The organism is Pseudomonas gregormendelii (genome assembly GCF_017114825.1).
GTDB lineage: Bacteria > Pseudomonadota > Gammaproteobacteria > Pseudomonadales > Pseudomonadaceae > Aquipseudomonas > Aquipseudomonas gregormendelii.
In genome coordinates this window covers 1-15,971 of record NZ_JADEVO010000064.1, presented here as the reverse complement: position 1 = coordinate 15,971, position 15,971 = coordinate 1, and the positions used below count along the sequence as shown (strand labels likewise).

Sequence of the window (15,971 nt, the reverse complement as noted above, 5' to 3'; positions counted from 1 at the left end):
TGGCTGAGGCCCTGGATATGACCGATTTGAATGGCGGCGCGTTCTTCGACGCTGAGTTCGTGATAGGACATGGGGCAGCACCGTACCGGAAAGGTCAGGTGTTGCACTCAGTTTTTGCCGCCGCCCTACCTCTTCTGGCCTACCTAAGCCTTCAGGCAGTTGGAGCTACACGACAATGCTACAAGATCCCTCAGACACGGGCAGACATTAGCGAGTTTTTTGAAAGGGCGTCAGGGATTGTTGTTCCTCTACTGGAACGGGTCAAAAAGGCTCGAGAGTTGCATCGGCTGAGCAGTCGAGGAGAATATGACATCGTGACGACAACCAATCTTACTGAACTGGCCAAGCTGCTCGCTGCAGCTTGGCCACTAGCGGCACATCGGTACCATGAGTCAAACTATGACCCATGTCCTACATATGTGGCTGCCGAAGAGGTGTTTCCCATGCGGCAGATGCTGGCTTACCGGACTGCCGAATACGGTGGCTACAGAGCTTTCACTCAAATCGTCAGTCCACTGTTAAGAGCGGATGGATGCCATATTCTGCGAAGGCCGCTACCGCCCACTCGGCTTGAATTGCATTAATCTAATAATCCGATAGGAAGTATCTGATAGGCTTTTCGGGCGATCAGCAAATTTAAGCGCACGCCTTTTGGCGATTTTTCCCTTCCAGCATACCGAGGTTCCATGCAAGCCGAGATGCAGGAGATCAGCGACCATCTCTATCGTTTTTCCCCGTTTGATCAACTGCCCAAGGAGTCCGTAGATGCTATGGCTCGGAGAGTTGATGTGCGTTACTTCAAAGCCGGCAGCGACATTCTGGAAGCGGGTGCAGTGATCCAGGATTTGCACTATGTGCGCAGCGGCGCAGTGGAGATTTATCGACGCAACGGCGAGCTTTACAACCGGCTTGTCGAAGGCGATATCTTTGGCCAGGCAGGGCTTTTACGCAGCAACAAAGTCCGTTTTCCTGCGAGAGCACTTGAAGACAGCCTGATTTACTACATCCCTGCCGACGTCTTCGCCGATCTATGCGCACAGCATGACGCCTTTGCGGATTTCGTTGAAGCTGAAGGGCACTCGAGGCTCAAGTCTGCAGTCGAGGCGCAAGGTCGGTCGAGCGAATTGATCCAGCTCAAATGCCGAGCCTTGCTGTCACGCTCCCTAGTCTGGGTGACGTCGGGTACCACGGTTGGCGAGGCTGCAAAGCTGATGACCGAACAACGCGTTGCCTGTGTCGTGGTCATGTCGCCAGCGGGACTGCAGGCAGGAGACATCCGGGGGATCGTGACCGACAGGGATCTTCGCACCCGCGTTGTCGCGGTCGGGAGGAGCGCCGGCGAAACGCTTATCAGCGCCATCATGACAACCGATCCAGTGGCCATAAATGCTGACGATTCAGGCTTTGAAGCCATGCTTGTCATGCTACGCCACAATATCCATCACTTGCCGGTTCTCAACCACGGGCGACCGATTGGCGTAATCAACCTCTCAGATATTATTCGGTACGAGTCCCACAGTAGCTTGTACCTGGTAAGCAGAATATCTAACCAGACGTCGGTCGACGGTCTAAAGTCGCTATTACGAGACCTGCGTGGAACGTACATCCGGATGGTGAGAGATGGCGCGACCGCGCACATGATCGGTAGCGCCATCTCAGGTATCGGCAGAGCTTTCACGCAGCGGTTGCTGGAACTTGCAGAAGAAAAATTGGGCCCACCTCCCGTACCTTATTGCTTCATGGTGCTAGGCTCGATGGCGCGCGATGAACAACTGCTGGTAAGCGATCAAGACAACGCCTTGGTGCTGGATGATCGATTCGATCCCGCCTTGCATGATGCATATTTCCGTAGCCTTGCATCGTTCGTAAGTGATGGCCTAGCAGCGTGTGGGTACAGCTACTGTAAGGGCGGAGTCATGGCGACCAACGATCAATGGCGCCAGCCTTTGAGGATTTGGCGAAGCTATTTTGAGCAGTGGATCGAAAAACCGAACCCGACAACCTTGCTTAATAGCTGCATCTTTTTCGATCTGGATGGCGTATTTGGCCAGCTTTCGCTGGTGCAAGAACTCAAAGTTCTATGTGCTCAAAAATCCAGTTTACATCCCGGATTTCTCAATGCCATGGCGAGGATTGCGCTCAACCGGACACCACCCTTGGGATTCTTTCGTACTTTTGTCGTCGAGACAGATGGACAACAGAAAAGAATCATCAATCTCAAGGGACGCGGTACCGCACCGCTCACCGACCTTATTCGCATCCATGCTCTCGCTTGCGGGAGTACAGCGCAGAACTCGTTTGACCGTATCGATGCAATCACTAGCGCTAACATCATGCCGCCCGAAGCACTGAAGCACCTGCGCTATGCTCTGGAGTTCCTCTCCCTGGTGCGGATCCGGCATCAGGTGGAGGCGCTGGAGCAGGGAGAAACGCCCAATAACTTGATCGAGCCTGAGCGCTTCTCTAATAGCGAGCGACACAATCTCAAAGAGGCCTTCCAGGTCTTGAGTAACGGTCAGAATTTTTTGCGCTTCCGCTACCCGCCAAAGGGCCGTGTCTAAAAATGAATGAGGTCAAGGCGGAACCAGATTACCCGGTGAACTGGCCAGATCTGTTCCGGGAATTGGCGCAGAATTCGGTTGACTCTTGCTTGAGAAAGTTTTATCAGGCGGGCGTCGTCTCACCGCACACCCTAATAGAAAACGTGCAATTTCTTGCAATGGACGTGGAGACAACCGGGCTCAATGCACAGGCTCACAGTATTGTCAGCATTGGTTTGGTGCCGTTCACCTTAAAGCGCATCTACTGCAGCGAGGCGGCGTATTGGGTGCTAAACCCGTCATCAGAACTGAATGAAAAGTCAGTTACCCTGCACCACATTACCCATGCTGAGATCTTGAATGCTCCCTCGCTCCCGGAAGTGCTGGAGCCGCTTCTGGACGCCATGGCAGGCAAAGTGGTAGTCGTCCATTATCGAAATATCGAGCGTGAGTTCCTTGATGCAGCACTGCATAGGCACCTTGGAGAAGGTCTGAGGTTTCCGGTCGTAGACACGATGCAATTGGAAGCGAGAATGCATCGGCAAAAGCAAGGGTGGATTGCCAGGCTCATGCGCCGCCCGCAGACATCCATACGATTGGCCGACAGCCGCATGCGCTATAACCTTCCAGCTTATCAGGGGCACCATGCGTTAACCGATGCCCTCGCTACTGCTGAGTTGTTACAAGCGCAGATAGCTACCCATTATTCAACAGCCTCACCTATTGGCGCACTATGGGACTGACCGCGCTGCACTCTGAGCGGGGTCGCCCGAGAAGCCGTGGTGGGAGATTCCTCAACGCCTCGACATTTGTCAGGAGATATTCATGGTTCTAGAAGTGCTGAGCATGCGTTTATATCGAGTGCTCTGAAGTCCTTACAGCCACTCTTTGCTATGACCCACAGACGCCTCATCACCGGGAATCGATGCAGCGTAAACGGTGCGTGATGGCAGTGCAAAGCTGACCCCTATCTCGTTAAAGGCCTCCATTGTTGATAGGTTAATGTCCTGCTGAACATTCATATAGATGTTGTAACTTGGGTCCAGCACAATGTATACGACCTAAAATTCCAAGGCGCTTTCCTCGAAATTCTGAAAATGGCCTCGGTCAAATCTGACTCTTTTTTGCTGCCTAATAACTGCTCGATTCGTTGTGTTAACTTCTTGGCCTGCTGCACCGAGCAGTTATAAGTAAGCGCTATCTCAAAGACAATTATACGTTCCAGAAACCGTTTGTAATTCTGATGGTACTTTCGATCATTTCCGCGTTAGCCATAACGATTTATTCACCGCCCAAGCTACGAATCCGAGTTGTCTTCAATCCAACATGCTCGACAGTGTCAAACAATGACCCCACGACAATGAAATCGCCTACCTCAAATGGTTTATCTACCGCAATGGACAGCGAAGCGGATACATCAGCTAGAATATTCTGCATAGCCAAGGCTATAGCGATACCGCCTTGAGCGAGCGCCAAAGCACAGGCGCGGTTCACCCACAAGCCTATTTGCAAAGCAGCGACTACGAACCAAAGGATGCGGACTCGTCCTAACCAGCGCTCGGGTAGGTCAAGGACGCCTACACCAACGAGTATCGATGCCAGCAGTAAGAGTGTATTGCTTGTACCTGAAAACACTACGACCGCGATATTACTAACGGGCGTATTCGGTAGGGCTGATATTTTTCGAAGCTTCCTAAGGAAAAAACCAATCACAGTTCTTGCCAAGCGAAACAAATTATCGCTAACAAAACAGCGAAAGCCCAGTTGGCTAACGAGATTCTCAGAGAATCGTAAGTCATGAAAAACGTACTGTTTCTTGGAGTGTTCTGGCCTATTTTTTAGAGGTTTAACCCGCCAGCTCGTACTTGGCGGGTTATGGAAGGATTACGGGATGCTTGGCACCCTCAATCGTTAACTAGCGGGGCTCAGACATCAGTCCCTTCACAAGAGACACGCAGCCCAGAGCCAGCACAAGAGCGAAAGGCAGACCCGTAGATACCGCCATAGCCTGTAGTGCCACGAGACCTCCGCCCAACAACAGCGCAATTGCAATTACTCCTTCTATGACCGCCCAAAATACACGTTGTGGAACGGGAGCATCGACCTTGCCCCCTGCTGTTATCGTATCGATGACTAAGGAGCCGGAATCTGAGGAGGTGATGAAAAAGACGATGACCAGAACAATGCCCAAGAACGAAGAAATTTCTTTTAGTGGCAGTTCTCCCAGCATGGCGAACAGTTTCAACTCCAGCACAGCATCCTTGACGCCAACCAAGTTTTGTACAGTAGCTTGGTCGATGGCAGTGCCACCAAACGTCGTCATCCATAATACCGAAACTATAGTAGGAACCAACAAGACCGAGATCAGGAACTCCCTGACCGTTCGGCCACGACTGACTCGCGCAATAAACATCCCTACAAATGGAGACCAACTGATCCACCATGCCCAATAAAACGCAGTCCAGCCCTGAGTGAATTCCGTGTCAGTGCGACCGAAAGGATTGGAAAGCGCCGGTAGGTATTCAGCGTAGGTCACCAAATTTTTAAAGAATCCAGTGAAGATTGCCAAGGTGGGCCCGACAACAATGATGAACACCAGCAGAAGCAACGCCAGGCCCATATTGATCTGTGACAGCATCTTGACGCCTTTGTCCAAGCCAGCAAGAACTGACCAAAGGGCAATTATGGTGATACCAACGATTAGCACTACTTTGCTTAAATTTGTTGATTCAATACCGAAGAGATATTCAATCCCCGCTGCCGCCTGCTCAGCTCCTATCCCAAGCGATGTCGCCAGTCCGAACAATGTGGCGAATACCGCTAAGATATCGATACAGTGCCCTGGCCATCCCCAGACGCGTTCCCCTAGCAATGGATAGAAGATCGATCGTATCGAGAGCGGCAAGCCCTTGTTGTAAGAAAACAATGCCAGGGACAGAGCGACAATCGCGTAGATCGCCCAAGGGTGGAGCCCCCAATGAAAGATAGTAGCGGCCATCGCCAAGTCGGCCGATGCCTTAGCGTCGCCCGCTGCACCTCCTAACGGTGCCCAGTCGGTGCGGGCTCCACTTGCATCGACGGTCACACCTCCCATGGACGCTTGATAATGAGACATGGGTTCGGCTACGCCGTAGAACATTAGGCCAATGCCCATTCCTGCAGCGAAAAGCATTGAGAACCAGCCCACGTAGCTATGGTCTGGTTTGGCATCCCTACCGCCCAAACGAACCTTCCCTAGCGGCGAGAAAATTAGCCCGATGCAAAGCAAGACGAATATGTTCGCAATACTCATGAACAGCCAGGCGAGATTGCCCGTCAGCCAGTTTCGGATGGCACTGAACAGCGGTTCTACTTCATTCTGGAGTGCCAGCGTCATAATGACGAACAACAAGATAGTGGCAGCCGAGATGACAAACACTTTGCCATGGATATCAAGGGAAAATGAAAACTCACCTTTGATATTGTCCTGTCCGATCACGTAGTCGGTATCAATCAGATTGGCGGCCCCGCTAGGAGCAGGAATGCCATCCTCACTGCTTGTATGAGGTTTTTCTGGTAGATCATCCCCAGGTGTTCGGCCCATGAGAGCCTCCTTGATGGTGGCACGTTATGACGTGCAGTGGTCGTAAGCCCCGCTGTTCCTATGTAAAAACGAGATGTTTGCATCCCTATCCTAACAAGCTTTTTAACTATCTGGCGAAAGCTGGTCTCACTTGGGGGGCAATAGGGCGTGTGTCAGCTGTATGCAGGGCGCGAGAACGTGTTGCTTAGAGGGTTGGCGCCAACGTGATGACTGAATGGCTTGATAGGCGTCTCCTCAGCTATTGAGGATGACTTCTTCAAACTCGTTGAGAGGGCGGACGCTCGCACTGGTACTGGTATTTATCGGTGGCAAGATCTTCCCAGTCGGCATCATCGGCAAGATTCCGGCGGTCATTTCCCTGAGCGTGACCGTGGGGCTGCTGCTGGGTGGGGTGCTGCTGTCACTTTGGAAAACCCGCGACCAAGCCTCTGCTGGCTCGCAGGAGTAAATCCAAAAAGGTGGCGGCCGCCAGTGGGCTGCCTCCTGGCGAATGGGCGACAGGGCCTGTAATGACCAATTAATCCCGGACATGACGTTATGTTTTTCTTCGGTCTGACTGAGCAAGCGCAAGCCCACCGTTAAATTGATGGGGTCGAATCCAGTTGTACTAATGCATTAAGAAATGACTGATATAACGCCGGACTTATTGGGCGGTTCCTTAACCCACGGCAGGTACCCATTCCGTTTTCAAGTTGCGGAACACGCGTTCCATCGGCGCGTAGTCCCGGTAATTGCCCTGACACACTAATCGCACACTTGAAGAATGGTCGCACACGACTGCCGACGCGGCTGCCGAATGACAATGCCGAGCTGCTGCCGCATAGGGGGCGTCCGTCGATCCACGCGAGTGTGGGTGCGCTTAGCTAGCGTAACGAAACTTCTGATTGGCCTTTCTGCTGCGCCGGCGTGCTGCGGTCAGTGTCGTAAAGGCCACGATTTGGGTCGTATTGGCATACGCCTCAATCTTACCGGTCAGTATAGTCATCATCCGTCACGATGACTAAGTGCCTTAAATTGGACAATACCCGTGAGCGCTTGATTGATTCGGCGCTAAAGTTGTTTCTGTCACAAGGTATATACATTACTGGTGTGATGGCCATCGCCGCGATGGCGGGTGTTACCAAGATGACGCTCTACAGCCATTTCCCCTCCAAGGATGCGCTGATAGTGGCTTGCCTTGAGGAGCGTGACCGACGTTGGCGTGAAGAGGTAGCGTGCACCTTGGCAGGGCATCCTGACCCGGTCAGTGGCATGCTCGCTTTTTTCGATTTGTATCAACGCTTTCTTTTGCGAGATAGCGAACGCGGGTGCCTGTTCGTCAACAGTGCGGCTGAATTCCCCAAGTTTAGCCACCCTGTGCATTTGGCAGTGAGCAGGCATAAGCAAGGTATACGCGAAAATCTCGCTGCATTGGCCAAGAGCACCGGTGTTAGCGATCCTGGCTTAGTTGCTGAGGGGCTTTTTATCTTGCTGGAGGGCAGTTTTGTCAGCGGCGCCATGGGCCAGGAAGTTCGGGTATTCGACACTGCCCGGCAAATTGCTGATTGCTGGATCCGGAACCTGGCCAAGCAGGAGCATAACGTATGACCCTAGGCTTATTGGCCGCCATTGCCGCCACTTTTTCCTGGTCGCTGCTCTATATCTTTCCAGGGCTAGTCGGCGATTACAGCCTTTTTGATCTGGCTGTGGTGAGCTATGCCTTTGCTGGTTTAGGTAGCCTGCTAGTGCTATTTGTTTACCGTAACAAAGTGCGGCATTTGCGACTGAGCGACTGGGTCTGCGCCGCACTGCTGGGCTTCTTGGGGTACATCGGATATTTCTTTCTGATTACCACTGCGGTCTTGGCAGCTGGGCCGGTGATCCCTCCGGTGATGATGGGGTCAGTACCGATCGTGCTCGCAATTGCCGGCAACATGCGAAGCTCCAGCGTACCCTGGCGCGCCATTTCCGGGCCGCTGGTGGTGGCGGCACTGGGCATAAGTTTGGTCAACTTAAGCGTGTTTGATGCTCGCAGCGCGACGGCGGTGCCCCCGACAACTTCGATACTTTTTGGGCTGCTCGCATCGTTGCTGGCAATCGGATTTTGGACTGGTTTTGGCCTATTAAATGAAAGTGCTTTGGCTCGACGCCCAACCATGTCCCCCATGTTGTGGTCAGCCATGCTGATCTTCATGTGCAGCGTCGAAATGCTGGCCTTCATCCCAGTTGGGCTGTACTTGAAACTGTCCCACTTCGCCGGCCATCCGGGCGGGTTAGCAGGTACTCAGGCGCTAATGGTATGTGGGGTAATTCAGGGGTTAGGGGCCACCCTTGCAGGTGCCTGGGCATGGTCAATCGCAACTCGGCGGCTACCTCTGGCTCTAAGCGGGCAATTGATCGCCAGCGGAACCATTTATGCAACTACGATGGGCCTGCTCATCAACCAACGCTGGCCCTCTCCTACGGAAGCGCTTGGGACAGGGGTGCTATTCGTAGGGGTGGTGTGGTCTATTCACGCCTTTTATCGCAGGCAAACACTTCTCGCGACGCGTGGTAGGATCATTGACGTTAGCCAAAACGAGTGAGATTGTGCCGGTATGTGGCATTTCAGGTGCCCATTTTGGATTGATTCGGCATCATTGCCCTAAGCGTTGGGATCGGGACGGTGTGTTGGGCGGACGGTTACAATGGATCGTCCTTCCCTTCGATATCAAGCTTCGAGAGGGCGAGGTATGCGAAGCCGTTCAAGAGTTTGCAAGGTTTCTAGAAAACCTGGGCCGATTCAGGATTAGAGTTTGAACTGATGCACAATTTTCAATAAACGCTCGGCGTCTCCGCCGCTTTCGCGTCCGCGCTTAAGAGTGCTTTCCGCTAGCGCTGCAGTGGTGTTCGCGACGACCGACACACTGCTGATTCGTCGATTAATTTCATCGGTAACCATGGCCTGCTCATTTGCAGCTTGAGCTATCTGTAGGCTCATGTCTGATACAGAAGACACCAGTCCGCTGATTCGTTGTAGCGCCTCGCCAGCGCTAATCGCCTGCTGCACGCCGCGCTCCGCGAAGATACGGCTATCGTCCATTACTTCTACGGCTTGTTTTGAAGCTTTTTGCAGGCGGTCGATCATGCCGTTTATCTCTTGAGTAGACTTTTGCGTTCGGCTAGCGAGCGTACGCACTTCGTCAGCCACTACGGCAAAACCACGACCTTGCTCGCCTGCACGAGCGGCTTCAATGGCTGCGTTAAGAGCCAGTAAATTGGTTTGTTCGGCAATAGTACGAATCACCTCCAGTACCCCACCTATCTCGCGTGAATGGCTTTCTAGATCGAAAATCACAATCGCAGCACGACCCACTTCATCTGCAAGGGCGCGAATATCGATGATAGTTTCATTGACGACGGTGATCGCCGCTTGTGCCTGCTTATCGGCATCTTGAGTTTGAGCCGCGCTGGCTTGGGCGTTTGTAGCCACGCCCTGCACGTTGGTGGCCATCTGATTAGCCGCCGCCGCAACTTGTTCCACCTCGACTTGCAGATCCGTAGCACTGCGCTGAGACGCGCCAGCATCGCGGAGCAATTGTTCGGCGGAGCGCTCCAGGCCCGTTGAAACATCTGCAACTGTGGTGATTTTGAGGCGTAGGTTTCCAAGGAACGCATTGAACAGCTCGATAACCTGTCCAATTTCGTCATTTCGATTCGATTTGATAGTGCGGCTCAGGTCGCCACTACCGTCATTCAACGCGCTCAGAGCCTTACTCAAAGACTGCATGGGCGGTAGTACCCGATTGGCAATTAACCACAATGCCCCAAGCATAATGACCAAGACCGTGCTCCACGCGATGAGGTTAGTGGTTCGAATCATTGTGCGCTCAGCCTTACTGTCAGTTAGCTGCTGACGATATAGCTTATCCAGCGGCTCACTAAAAGCGGCAAAGTCGGAAATAACTTTTGCTGAACGCAGGTCAAAGTCTTCCATGACTTTATCTCCATCAACTTTATTACGGGCATAGGCCTGCACCATGAGCATACCGGTACTGTTAAGCTGCTCGAGTGGAGTGCGCAAAGCCTGAATACGGCTGGAAAGGCTCGGAACCATGGGCGTAAGTTCATCAAGTAACTGAAGCGATGCGGTGTAATATTTCTGCGCATCGTCTAAGGGTTCAGCGTCTTGGGTTAGGCTGGCATCAGTATAAAACTGTTGGATTTGTGCGCTGTCGTAACGCAGTTCTTGGGTTGACTCAAGAGCGGTTCCTAACTGCTTGCTATTGAGCTCCATGTCATCGAGGTCATTGATTTGGGTGTGCATTAATAAGGTCAAACCCACTGCGGTTGCGACCAAGCCTGCTGCACAGAAAACCATCAAACGAGAAATACTTAGCGTCACAGAGTTCTCCAGTATTGCAAAGGAAATAAAAGCGTGGCTCGCGCGCTTGCGTCTGAGGCGCACGTGCAAGAAGTTTCCTACATTGTAATCGGCATATGACGTGGCCAAGACGTCGCACTGGAGATGGCGCGCGTCTACCTGTTACTGAACGCAAATTAAGAGCATCAACACCAATGGCTTGGTGTTGGTGAATTTACTAATATCAGATACCACCTGACAAGTTGAGGTGGACCTCTCTAAACCTAAAATTGCCGAGCTTCTTAACTTGGCGATTTTTAATGGAAATAGTTGAGCCTGCTTTTTACAATTTAGGCCGTTTGCCATCCCTGAGTTTTAGCGCTGACACCTCGCAGCGATTTTCTCTACAGCTGCGTCACCCGTCAGCATAGACGTTCAACTAACGCGAGGAGCGGCAGTGATGCCCCCCATTTCAGTGCAATTACCCAAAAACCTAGGTGGGCAGTTGGCACTCCATCGGGTCGAGTCTAGGATTGCAATCCAGCGGCCATCTGCAAAGCTCGCATGCAATGACGACTGCATCTGATCGAGATTGGCGCACAAAGCCTTGGCGCCGAACTCAGCATGCCTAATGTCAAAAAATACCAGCTTGGCGTCCTGGCCACGGCGTTGCACAATTTTTATTTCTTGGCGGAGCAGTGAGCATTCACCCGCAAAATGCATCACTAGATGCCATTGGCCATTATTGTACAAAGCTTCCAATGTTGTATAGGTATTGTACAAGGTATTCCGAAATATCTGGACTTACAATGGGCGTCACTGTTTTATTCTGAGTAAACGGTGATGCCCGGCCCTTGGATAGCTCAGCCGTGATCTCGATTGCTCTCATCGCTGGTAAATCCAGCGCGGCAGAGGCGGCAGTTAGCTGCCGGCCCAGCACAAATTCGTACCTGACAAAGCTCTTGCCTGGGGTAAAGGGCAACTGTGGCAGAGGAGGCCGGTGCGGTTGCTGAGTCGGGTATGCGGTTATGCCGATGTGCTTCTGTACCGTAATCGCTAATGAAATTCGTGTCATGTGGCTTTATGTGAAACGAAGAACAGTGAGCCATTTCGTCAAGCAGTGCCCCAATGGGCTCCGGCCGGTGAGGATAATCACCCTGCGCATAGGCTATTCGCATTCTGTAGCGGACAATGCGATTTACTATTTGCTAAAGCTACTGGGGTAACAGAGTGGTGCTTGAGCACTCAGCCAATCGAGTTATTTCCCATGATGCGGTGTGTTATTCCCTACTTCATTCGGGAATCGCCTCCGTGCACAAGGCTGGGAGTGGGCGGGAGACCTCTCATCCATAAATGAGATAGCCGATGGTTGCGCATTTACGGACGTGAGATAGCATCGCTCCATCACTTCCCTATACGATTAGCAGAACTCCAAGCGAATCTCCGGCTCACTTTTCAATTACTTCCCCGCGCATAGGGGCCAGTCGCGCAATCAAACGATTCTGCACCGGCACCGCGATCCCCAGATCATCCATCGCTGCAATCAAGTCTTCGACCAGCGCATTGAAGTCACTGCGGCTGACATTTTGCCCCCTGTGACTCTCGGCCATGCTGTCACCGGTATAGGTACAAGGGCCGCCCGCTTCAACACAAAATTGCTCAATCAATTTGTCCCGTAGCCGCTGGATATCGATCTTGCGAAACCGCTCAACGATTCGCTCGTCCCGAGCAATGTTTAGCAGCATGCCCTCAACAATTCGAGTGATCCCCAGATGTGCGCCCAGGGCTTGATAAAGGCTGTCATCCTTAGGAGCTTTTTGCGCACAAGCACTCAATAGCAAAACGAGAAACAGTGGCAACAATCGCATCAGAAACTTCCCTGCAAGGACAGATATGTGCCGTTTTGGTTATCTAGCGTGGCGATCTCCCCCAGGCGTGCATAGGCCAGGACCACCGACATATGCTTGTTGGGGAAATATCCTAAAAACAGATCCGCCCAATCGCTTTCCCCGGCGAACGACAGGTTGTCCGGCTTCTGCCGGTACTCGACGCCCAGCGCCCAGTGCGGGTTGAACAGCACGGCAATCGACCCCTCCTTGAGCACACTGCGAGTGTCTCGACGGTCACCACCAAAACCCAGCAACCCGGTTTCATTGGCGCGGCTGTACCGCAGGCTGCCATTGACCAAGAGGTTGTAGCCAAATGCTGCGCCCATGAACAAGCGACTTGCGGCTATATATCCCTCAGTGTCGCTGTCACGCTGAGCGTCAACCAGGCTCGAGATCAGAAAATCGCGCTGATGTTTGTACTCCAACCCTAGCGACACCTGCGGGAGATCGTCGTAGATCACGTCACCAAACAAACGCACCTTTAGCCCGAGTACGTCTTGGCTTAGGTTATCTTCAGGGAGATTCAGTTTGCTAACCAAAGACCCCAGATCAAAACGCTGCCGGGCGAAAGACAGCTCGATACGGTTGTCATAGGCCAAAGCTAACCCAGCAACATCCAGCCGATAGTCCGGCAAATTGACCGTAGTGGCGAACGCGGTCGCGTCCCACTCGTTCTTTTCGCCGTAGCCAGTAAGTATTGCCCAAGGTGTAATACCTCCGCCTGCTGCACCCTCGAGGCTACTGGCACCACCTGTGGCAATCAGCCGTCCATTATCAGCGAGGGAGGTTTGGAGGCTCAGGCCGATGAGACAGCCGATCAGCAGAGAGAAACGATAGGTCATGGCGATCAATGAACAATGGATGTATGAAAGTTAAGAGGCAAGGCCACCCAGGCTTCAAATGCTGCGGCAGTAAGTGGCCGACTGATGAGATAACCCTGCGCCGTATCGCAGTGCCAGCGTTCGAGTAAGCGCAGGCTGTGTGCATACTCGACGCCTTCGGCAACTACCTTAAGACCAAGGTTATGGCTCATTTCGATGGTCGAGCGGACGATCACGGCGTCCTCACTGGTTTCATCCAGGTCACGGACGAAGGACTGATCAATTTTCAACTCCTGTACAGGGAGTCGCTTGAGGTGAGCCAAGGACGAGTAGCCAGTACCGAAGTCATCCACCGACAAGCTAATGCCGCAATCACGCAGTTGATGCAGGACTTTTAATGCACGCTCCGGCTCCCGCATGACTGCGCTTTCGGTGATTTCGAATATCAATTGCTCCGCTGGCAGGCGGTAGTTTCGTAATAATGCCAAGACGCGAGCGGCCAGTTCATCGCTAAGTAAGTCATCGGCGGAAATGTTTAGCGAAAGCTGCAAGCAAAGACCCCGCTGATTCCACTCGGAGAGTTGGCGCATCCCCTCGTTGATCACCCAATTAGTAAGCACTTGGATGCTTCCAGTACGTTCTGCCAAAGGAATGAACTCAGCAGGCGAAACCATTCCAAGTTGCGGGTGCTGCCAGCGCAATAAGGCTTCGGCTTGGCGGACGTGACCTTTACGGATATCCAACTTCGGCTGGTAATGCAGTAGAAGCTCGCCTTTGCTGGCAGCGTGGCGCAGGTCACGAATCAGAGTGATCTGTCGACGGTGGGCCAAGTCACGCCCGTGTTGATAAATTTGTAAATGGCCGGGCAACTGCGCAGCGTCTTTCATGGCAATGGAGGCGCGTTCCAGTAGCGTCTGCGCGCTTTGCCCATCAGCGGGAAATGCCGCTATACCGAGTCTGCAATCCAGAGCCAAATCGTGACCGTTGATATGCTGAGGCTTAAGCAGTAATTGCTGAATCCGGTCAGCTACTGCGACTGCCGCATCACTGTCGAAGCCATCAAGCAAGAGCAGAAACTCGTCGGCGATCAGATGCGCTACCGTATCACCGGGATGCAGCGATTCCTGTAGGCGCTGACCGGTTTGGCGGAGCAACTGATCAACCGTTTCAGGGTCGGCTGTTTCGTTGATAGACCGCAGGTTTTGAATGCCCAAGACGATCAATGCCATCGGTCGTGTTGCGGCAATCGCGCTGCCTAATCGCTCTACTGCTAAAGCGCGGTTGGGCAAGCCAGTGAGGGGATCATGCAGGGCGTTGTGAGCCAGTTGCTGTTCACGCTCTGCGATGCCGCGCTGCATAGAGTTGACTGCTTTGGCCAGTAATCCGAATTCGTCACTTCTCCTTAGTATTACGGGAGTTTGATAATCGCCTTGGCCGATTCGCTCCGCTGCTAGGGCCAAAGATCTAACGGGTTGCGACACACCTCGGGCCAATAGGAGAGCCCCCGCTAATGAGGCAAGCAAGGCTATCAAGGCAATGCCAAGGATTTTTTCATCAAGGGGAGCAAACGCTCGCATGGCAGCATCGAGTGGGCTTTGCAATAAAGCTATCACTTGACCGTCATATCCATCCGCGCCGCCAGCCAACACCAAGGACTGGCTCAGGAAATTATTCTCCAAGTGCTCCGTCAGCTGAACCGCGTCGCGCATAGACGTGTTAAGCATCAGCCCTGTGATACTTGGGCCAAGAATGTCAGGTTGGGTGCTGACGAGTGGCCCCGGCTGTTGTTTATCCACTGCCAGAAACGACACTTCAAGATTGGTAAGCGAGCGCAACTCCCGGGCAAATGCACTGTCCATGCTGAAGCCCATCACCACCCTGGCAATCGGTAGAGGCGCGAGCACTGTCGCTTCAACAAGCAAGTGGGGCTTACCCTGCAGTGGCACGATCAACATAGTTTGTTGCATGCGCCGGGCTTCGCGCAGAGCTTGGTCGAAACGAAACAGCGAGCCATCCGCCACATCGTCGAGAGTGCTAGCGAGAACTGTTCCATCCATACTGAGTAGAATCATGTCACTGGCGTTGATGCGCTTGCCATGATTGAGCAGCACCGAACGTATGGTTGCAGAATCTCTGCTGGCCACCGCATCGCGAAAACCGAAGTCGGCTGCGAGTAATTGCACTCCGTCTGCCAAGCGTCGCCCTCGCACCTCAAGCAGGCGTTCGAAGACTCGCGTACCGACGTCCAGTTGAGTATTGGCCTGGCTACGCACCGCTGAGTTGGTCGCAACCTTTACGCTGAAATAAAGTGAGCCAATCACCACCAGTAAAAGCAGGATCAGAACTGCGGTAACTTGAGCCTGAAAACTATTGCGCAGTTTCACGGGCAGCTCGCTTGAACGCGTCGCCGAAGGTACTCGGTGCAGGTGCGGTTGGAGCGTTCGTAGACAAAGGCTCCAGGGTGAGGTTAAAGGTCTGCTTGAGACCGTCGACAGGTACTTTTATAGAACCTGCACTGAGCGGCTGCATGTCTTTGAGTTGTGGATGCCAGAGAGTGACCTGGTAAACACCGACGGGAAGGTTATCAAGCGTCAATTTTCCTTGAGCGTCAGTGACGCCAAAGCGCGGATCGTCAGTGACGTAAACGTAGCCAAGCATCCAGTCATGGATGTTGCATCCAAGCACCACAACTGGGGATTCCATGACCATCCGGACACCCATTCCACCAACATCCGGACACTGATTCCACGCTGATCCGGACACTCATTCCACGAGCATCCGGACACCGATTCCACGGCCATCCGGACACTTTCAGGC

The 15,971-nt window shown here is 52.9% G+C and carries 9 protein-coding genes and 6 pseudogenes; 6 read left to right on the top strand and 9 right to left on the bottom strand.

Features of this window, described 5'->3' with window-relative positions:
- The 3 genes and pseudogenes from IMW75_RS27110 to IMW75_RS25890 all read left to right on the top strand — a co-directional run.
- Positions 1–584 (top strand): annotated as a pseudogene (locus tag IMW75_RS27110) (hypothetical protein); the annotation flags it as partial.
- A gap of 102 nt (positions 585–686) precedes the next feature.
- The gene (locus tag IMW75_RS25895; RefSeq protein ID WP_045059734.1) at positions 687–2,561 is read left to right on the top strand and encodes a DUF294 nucleotidyltransferase-like domain-containing protein; all 1,875 of its coding nucleotides are present in this window, start codon (positions 687–689) and stop codon (positions 2,559–2,561) included.
- Positions 2,562–2,563: 2 nt separating this feature from the next.
- Entirely contained in the window at positions 2,564–3,283 is a 720-nt protein-coding gene (locus tag IMW75_RS25890) for a 3'-5' exonuclease (RefSeq protein ID WP_045059735.1), read from the top strand.
- Positions 3,284–3,415: 132 nt separating this feature from the next.
- Here the strand turns inward: IMW75_RS25890 and IMW75_RS25885 are convergent.
- A pseudogene (locus IMW75_RS25885) lies at positions 3,416–4,339 on the bottom strand (mechanosensitive ion channel family protein).
- A 116-nt stretch (positions 4,340–4,455) separates the two neighbouring features.
- Entirely contained in the window at positions 4,456–6,123 is a 1,668-nt protein-coding gene (locus tag IMW75_RS25880) for a BCCT family transporter (RefSeq protein ID WP_045059736.1), read from the bottom strand.
- Positions 6,124–6,403: 280 nt separating this feature from the next.
- Here IMW75_RS25880 and IMW75_RS25875 point away from each other — a divergent pair.
- A pseudogene (locus IMW75_RS25875) lies at positions 6,404–6,571 on the top strand (TerC family protein); the annotation flags it as partial.
- 87 nt (positions 6,572–6,658) lie between these two features.
- On the opposite strand, the pseudogene IMW75_RS27105 reads toward IMW75_RS25875, so the two are convergent.
- Positions 6,659–6,862, bottom strand: a pseudogene (locus IMW75_RS27105) (IS3 family transposase); the annotation flags it as partial.
- Between the two features lie 275 nt (positions 6,863–7,137).
- On the opposite strand from IMW75_RS27105, the gene IMW75_RS25870 reads away from it, so the two are divergent.
- A complete protein-coding gene (locus IMW75_RS25870; protein ID WP_205894202.1) occupies positions 7,138–7,710 on the top strand; it encodes a TetR/AcrR family transcriptional regulator in 573 nt (190 codons plus the stop codon).
- The gene (locus IMW75_RS25865) at positions 7,707–8,687 is read left to right on the top strand and encodes a DMT family transporter (protein ID WP_205894201.1); all 981 of its coding nucleotides are present in this window, start codon (positions 7,707–7,709) and stop codon (positions 8,685–8,687) included. Before IMW75_RS25870 ends, IMW75_RS25865 begins: the two co-directional genes overlap by 4 nt.
- Positions 8,688–8,890: 203 nt before the next feature.
- Here IMW75_RS25865 and IMW75_RS27480 read toward each other — a convergent pair whose 3' ends face one another.
- The 6 genes and pseudogenes from IMW75_RS27480 to IMW75_RS25840 all read right to left on the bottom strand — a co-directional run.
- Positions 8,891–9,625, bottom strand: a complete 735-nt coding sequence (locus IMW75_RS27480; RefSeq protein WP_414704667.1) for a methyl-accepting chemotaxis protein — start codon at positions 9,623–9,625, stop codon at positions 8,891–8,893.
- A 123-nt stretch (positions 9,626–9,748) separates the two neighbouring features.
- Positions 9,749–9,916: pseudogene (locus IMW75_RS27475) on the bottom strand (HAMP domain-containing protein); the annotation flags it as partial.
- Positions 9,917–11,892: 1,976 nt separating this feature from the next.
- The gene (locus IMW75_RS25855) at positions 11,893–12,312 is read right to left on the bottom strand and encodes a group I truncated hemoglobin (RefSeq protein WP_045060532.1); all 420 of its coding nucleotides are present in this window, start codon (positions 12,310–12,312) and stop codon (positions 11,893–11,895) included.
- Positions 12,312–13,175, bottom strand: a complete 864-nt coding sequence (locus IMW75_RS25850; protein ID WP_045060533.1) for a DUF3034 family protein — start codon at positions 13,173–13,175, stop codon at positions 12,312–12,314. Before IMW75_RS25850 ends, IMW75_RS25855 begins: the two co-directional genes overlap by 1 nt.
- 5 nt (positions 13,176–13,180) lie before the next feature.
- On the bottom strand, positions 13,181–15,538 hold the full coding sequence (locus IMW75_RS25845; RefSeq protein WP_205894199.1) for an EAL domain-containing protein: 2,358 nt from the start codon (positions 15,536–15,538) through the stop codon (positions 13,181–13,183).
- Positions 15,522–15,845 (bottom strand): annotated as a pseudogene (locus IMW75_RS25840) (methylamine utilization protein); the annotation flags it as partial. The gene IMW75_RS25845 and the pseudogene IMW75_RS25840, both read right to left, overlap by 17 nt.
- Between the last annotated feature and the right edge of the window lie 126 nt (positions 15,846–15,971).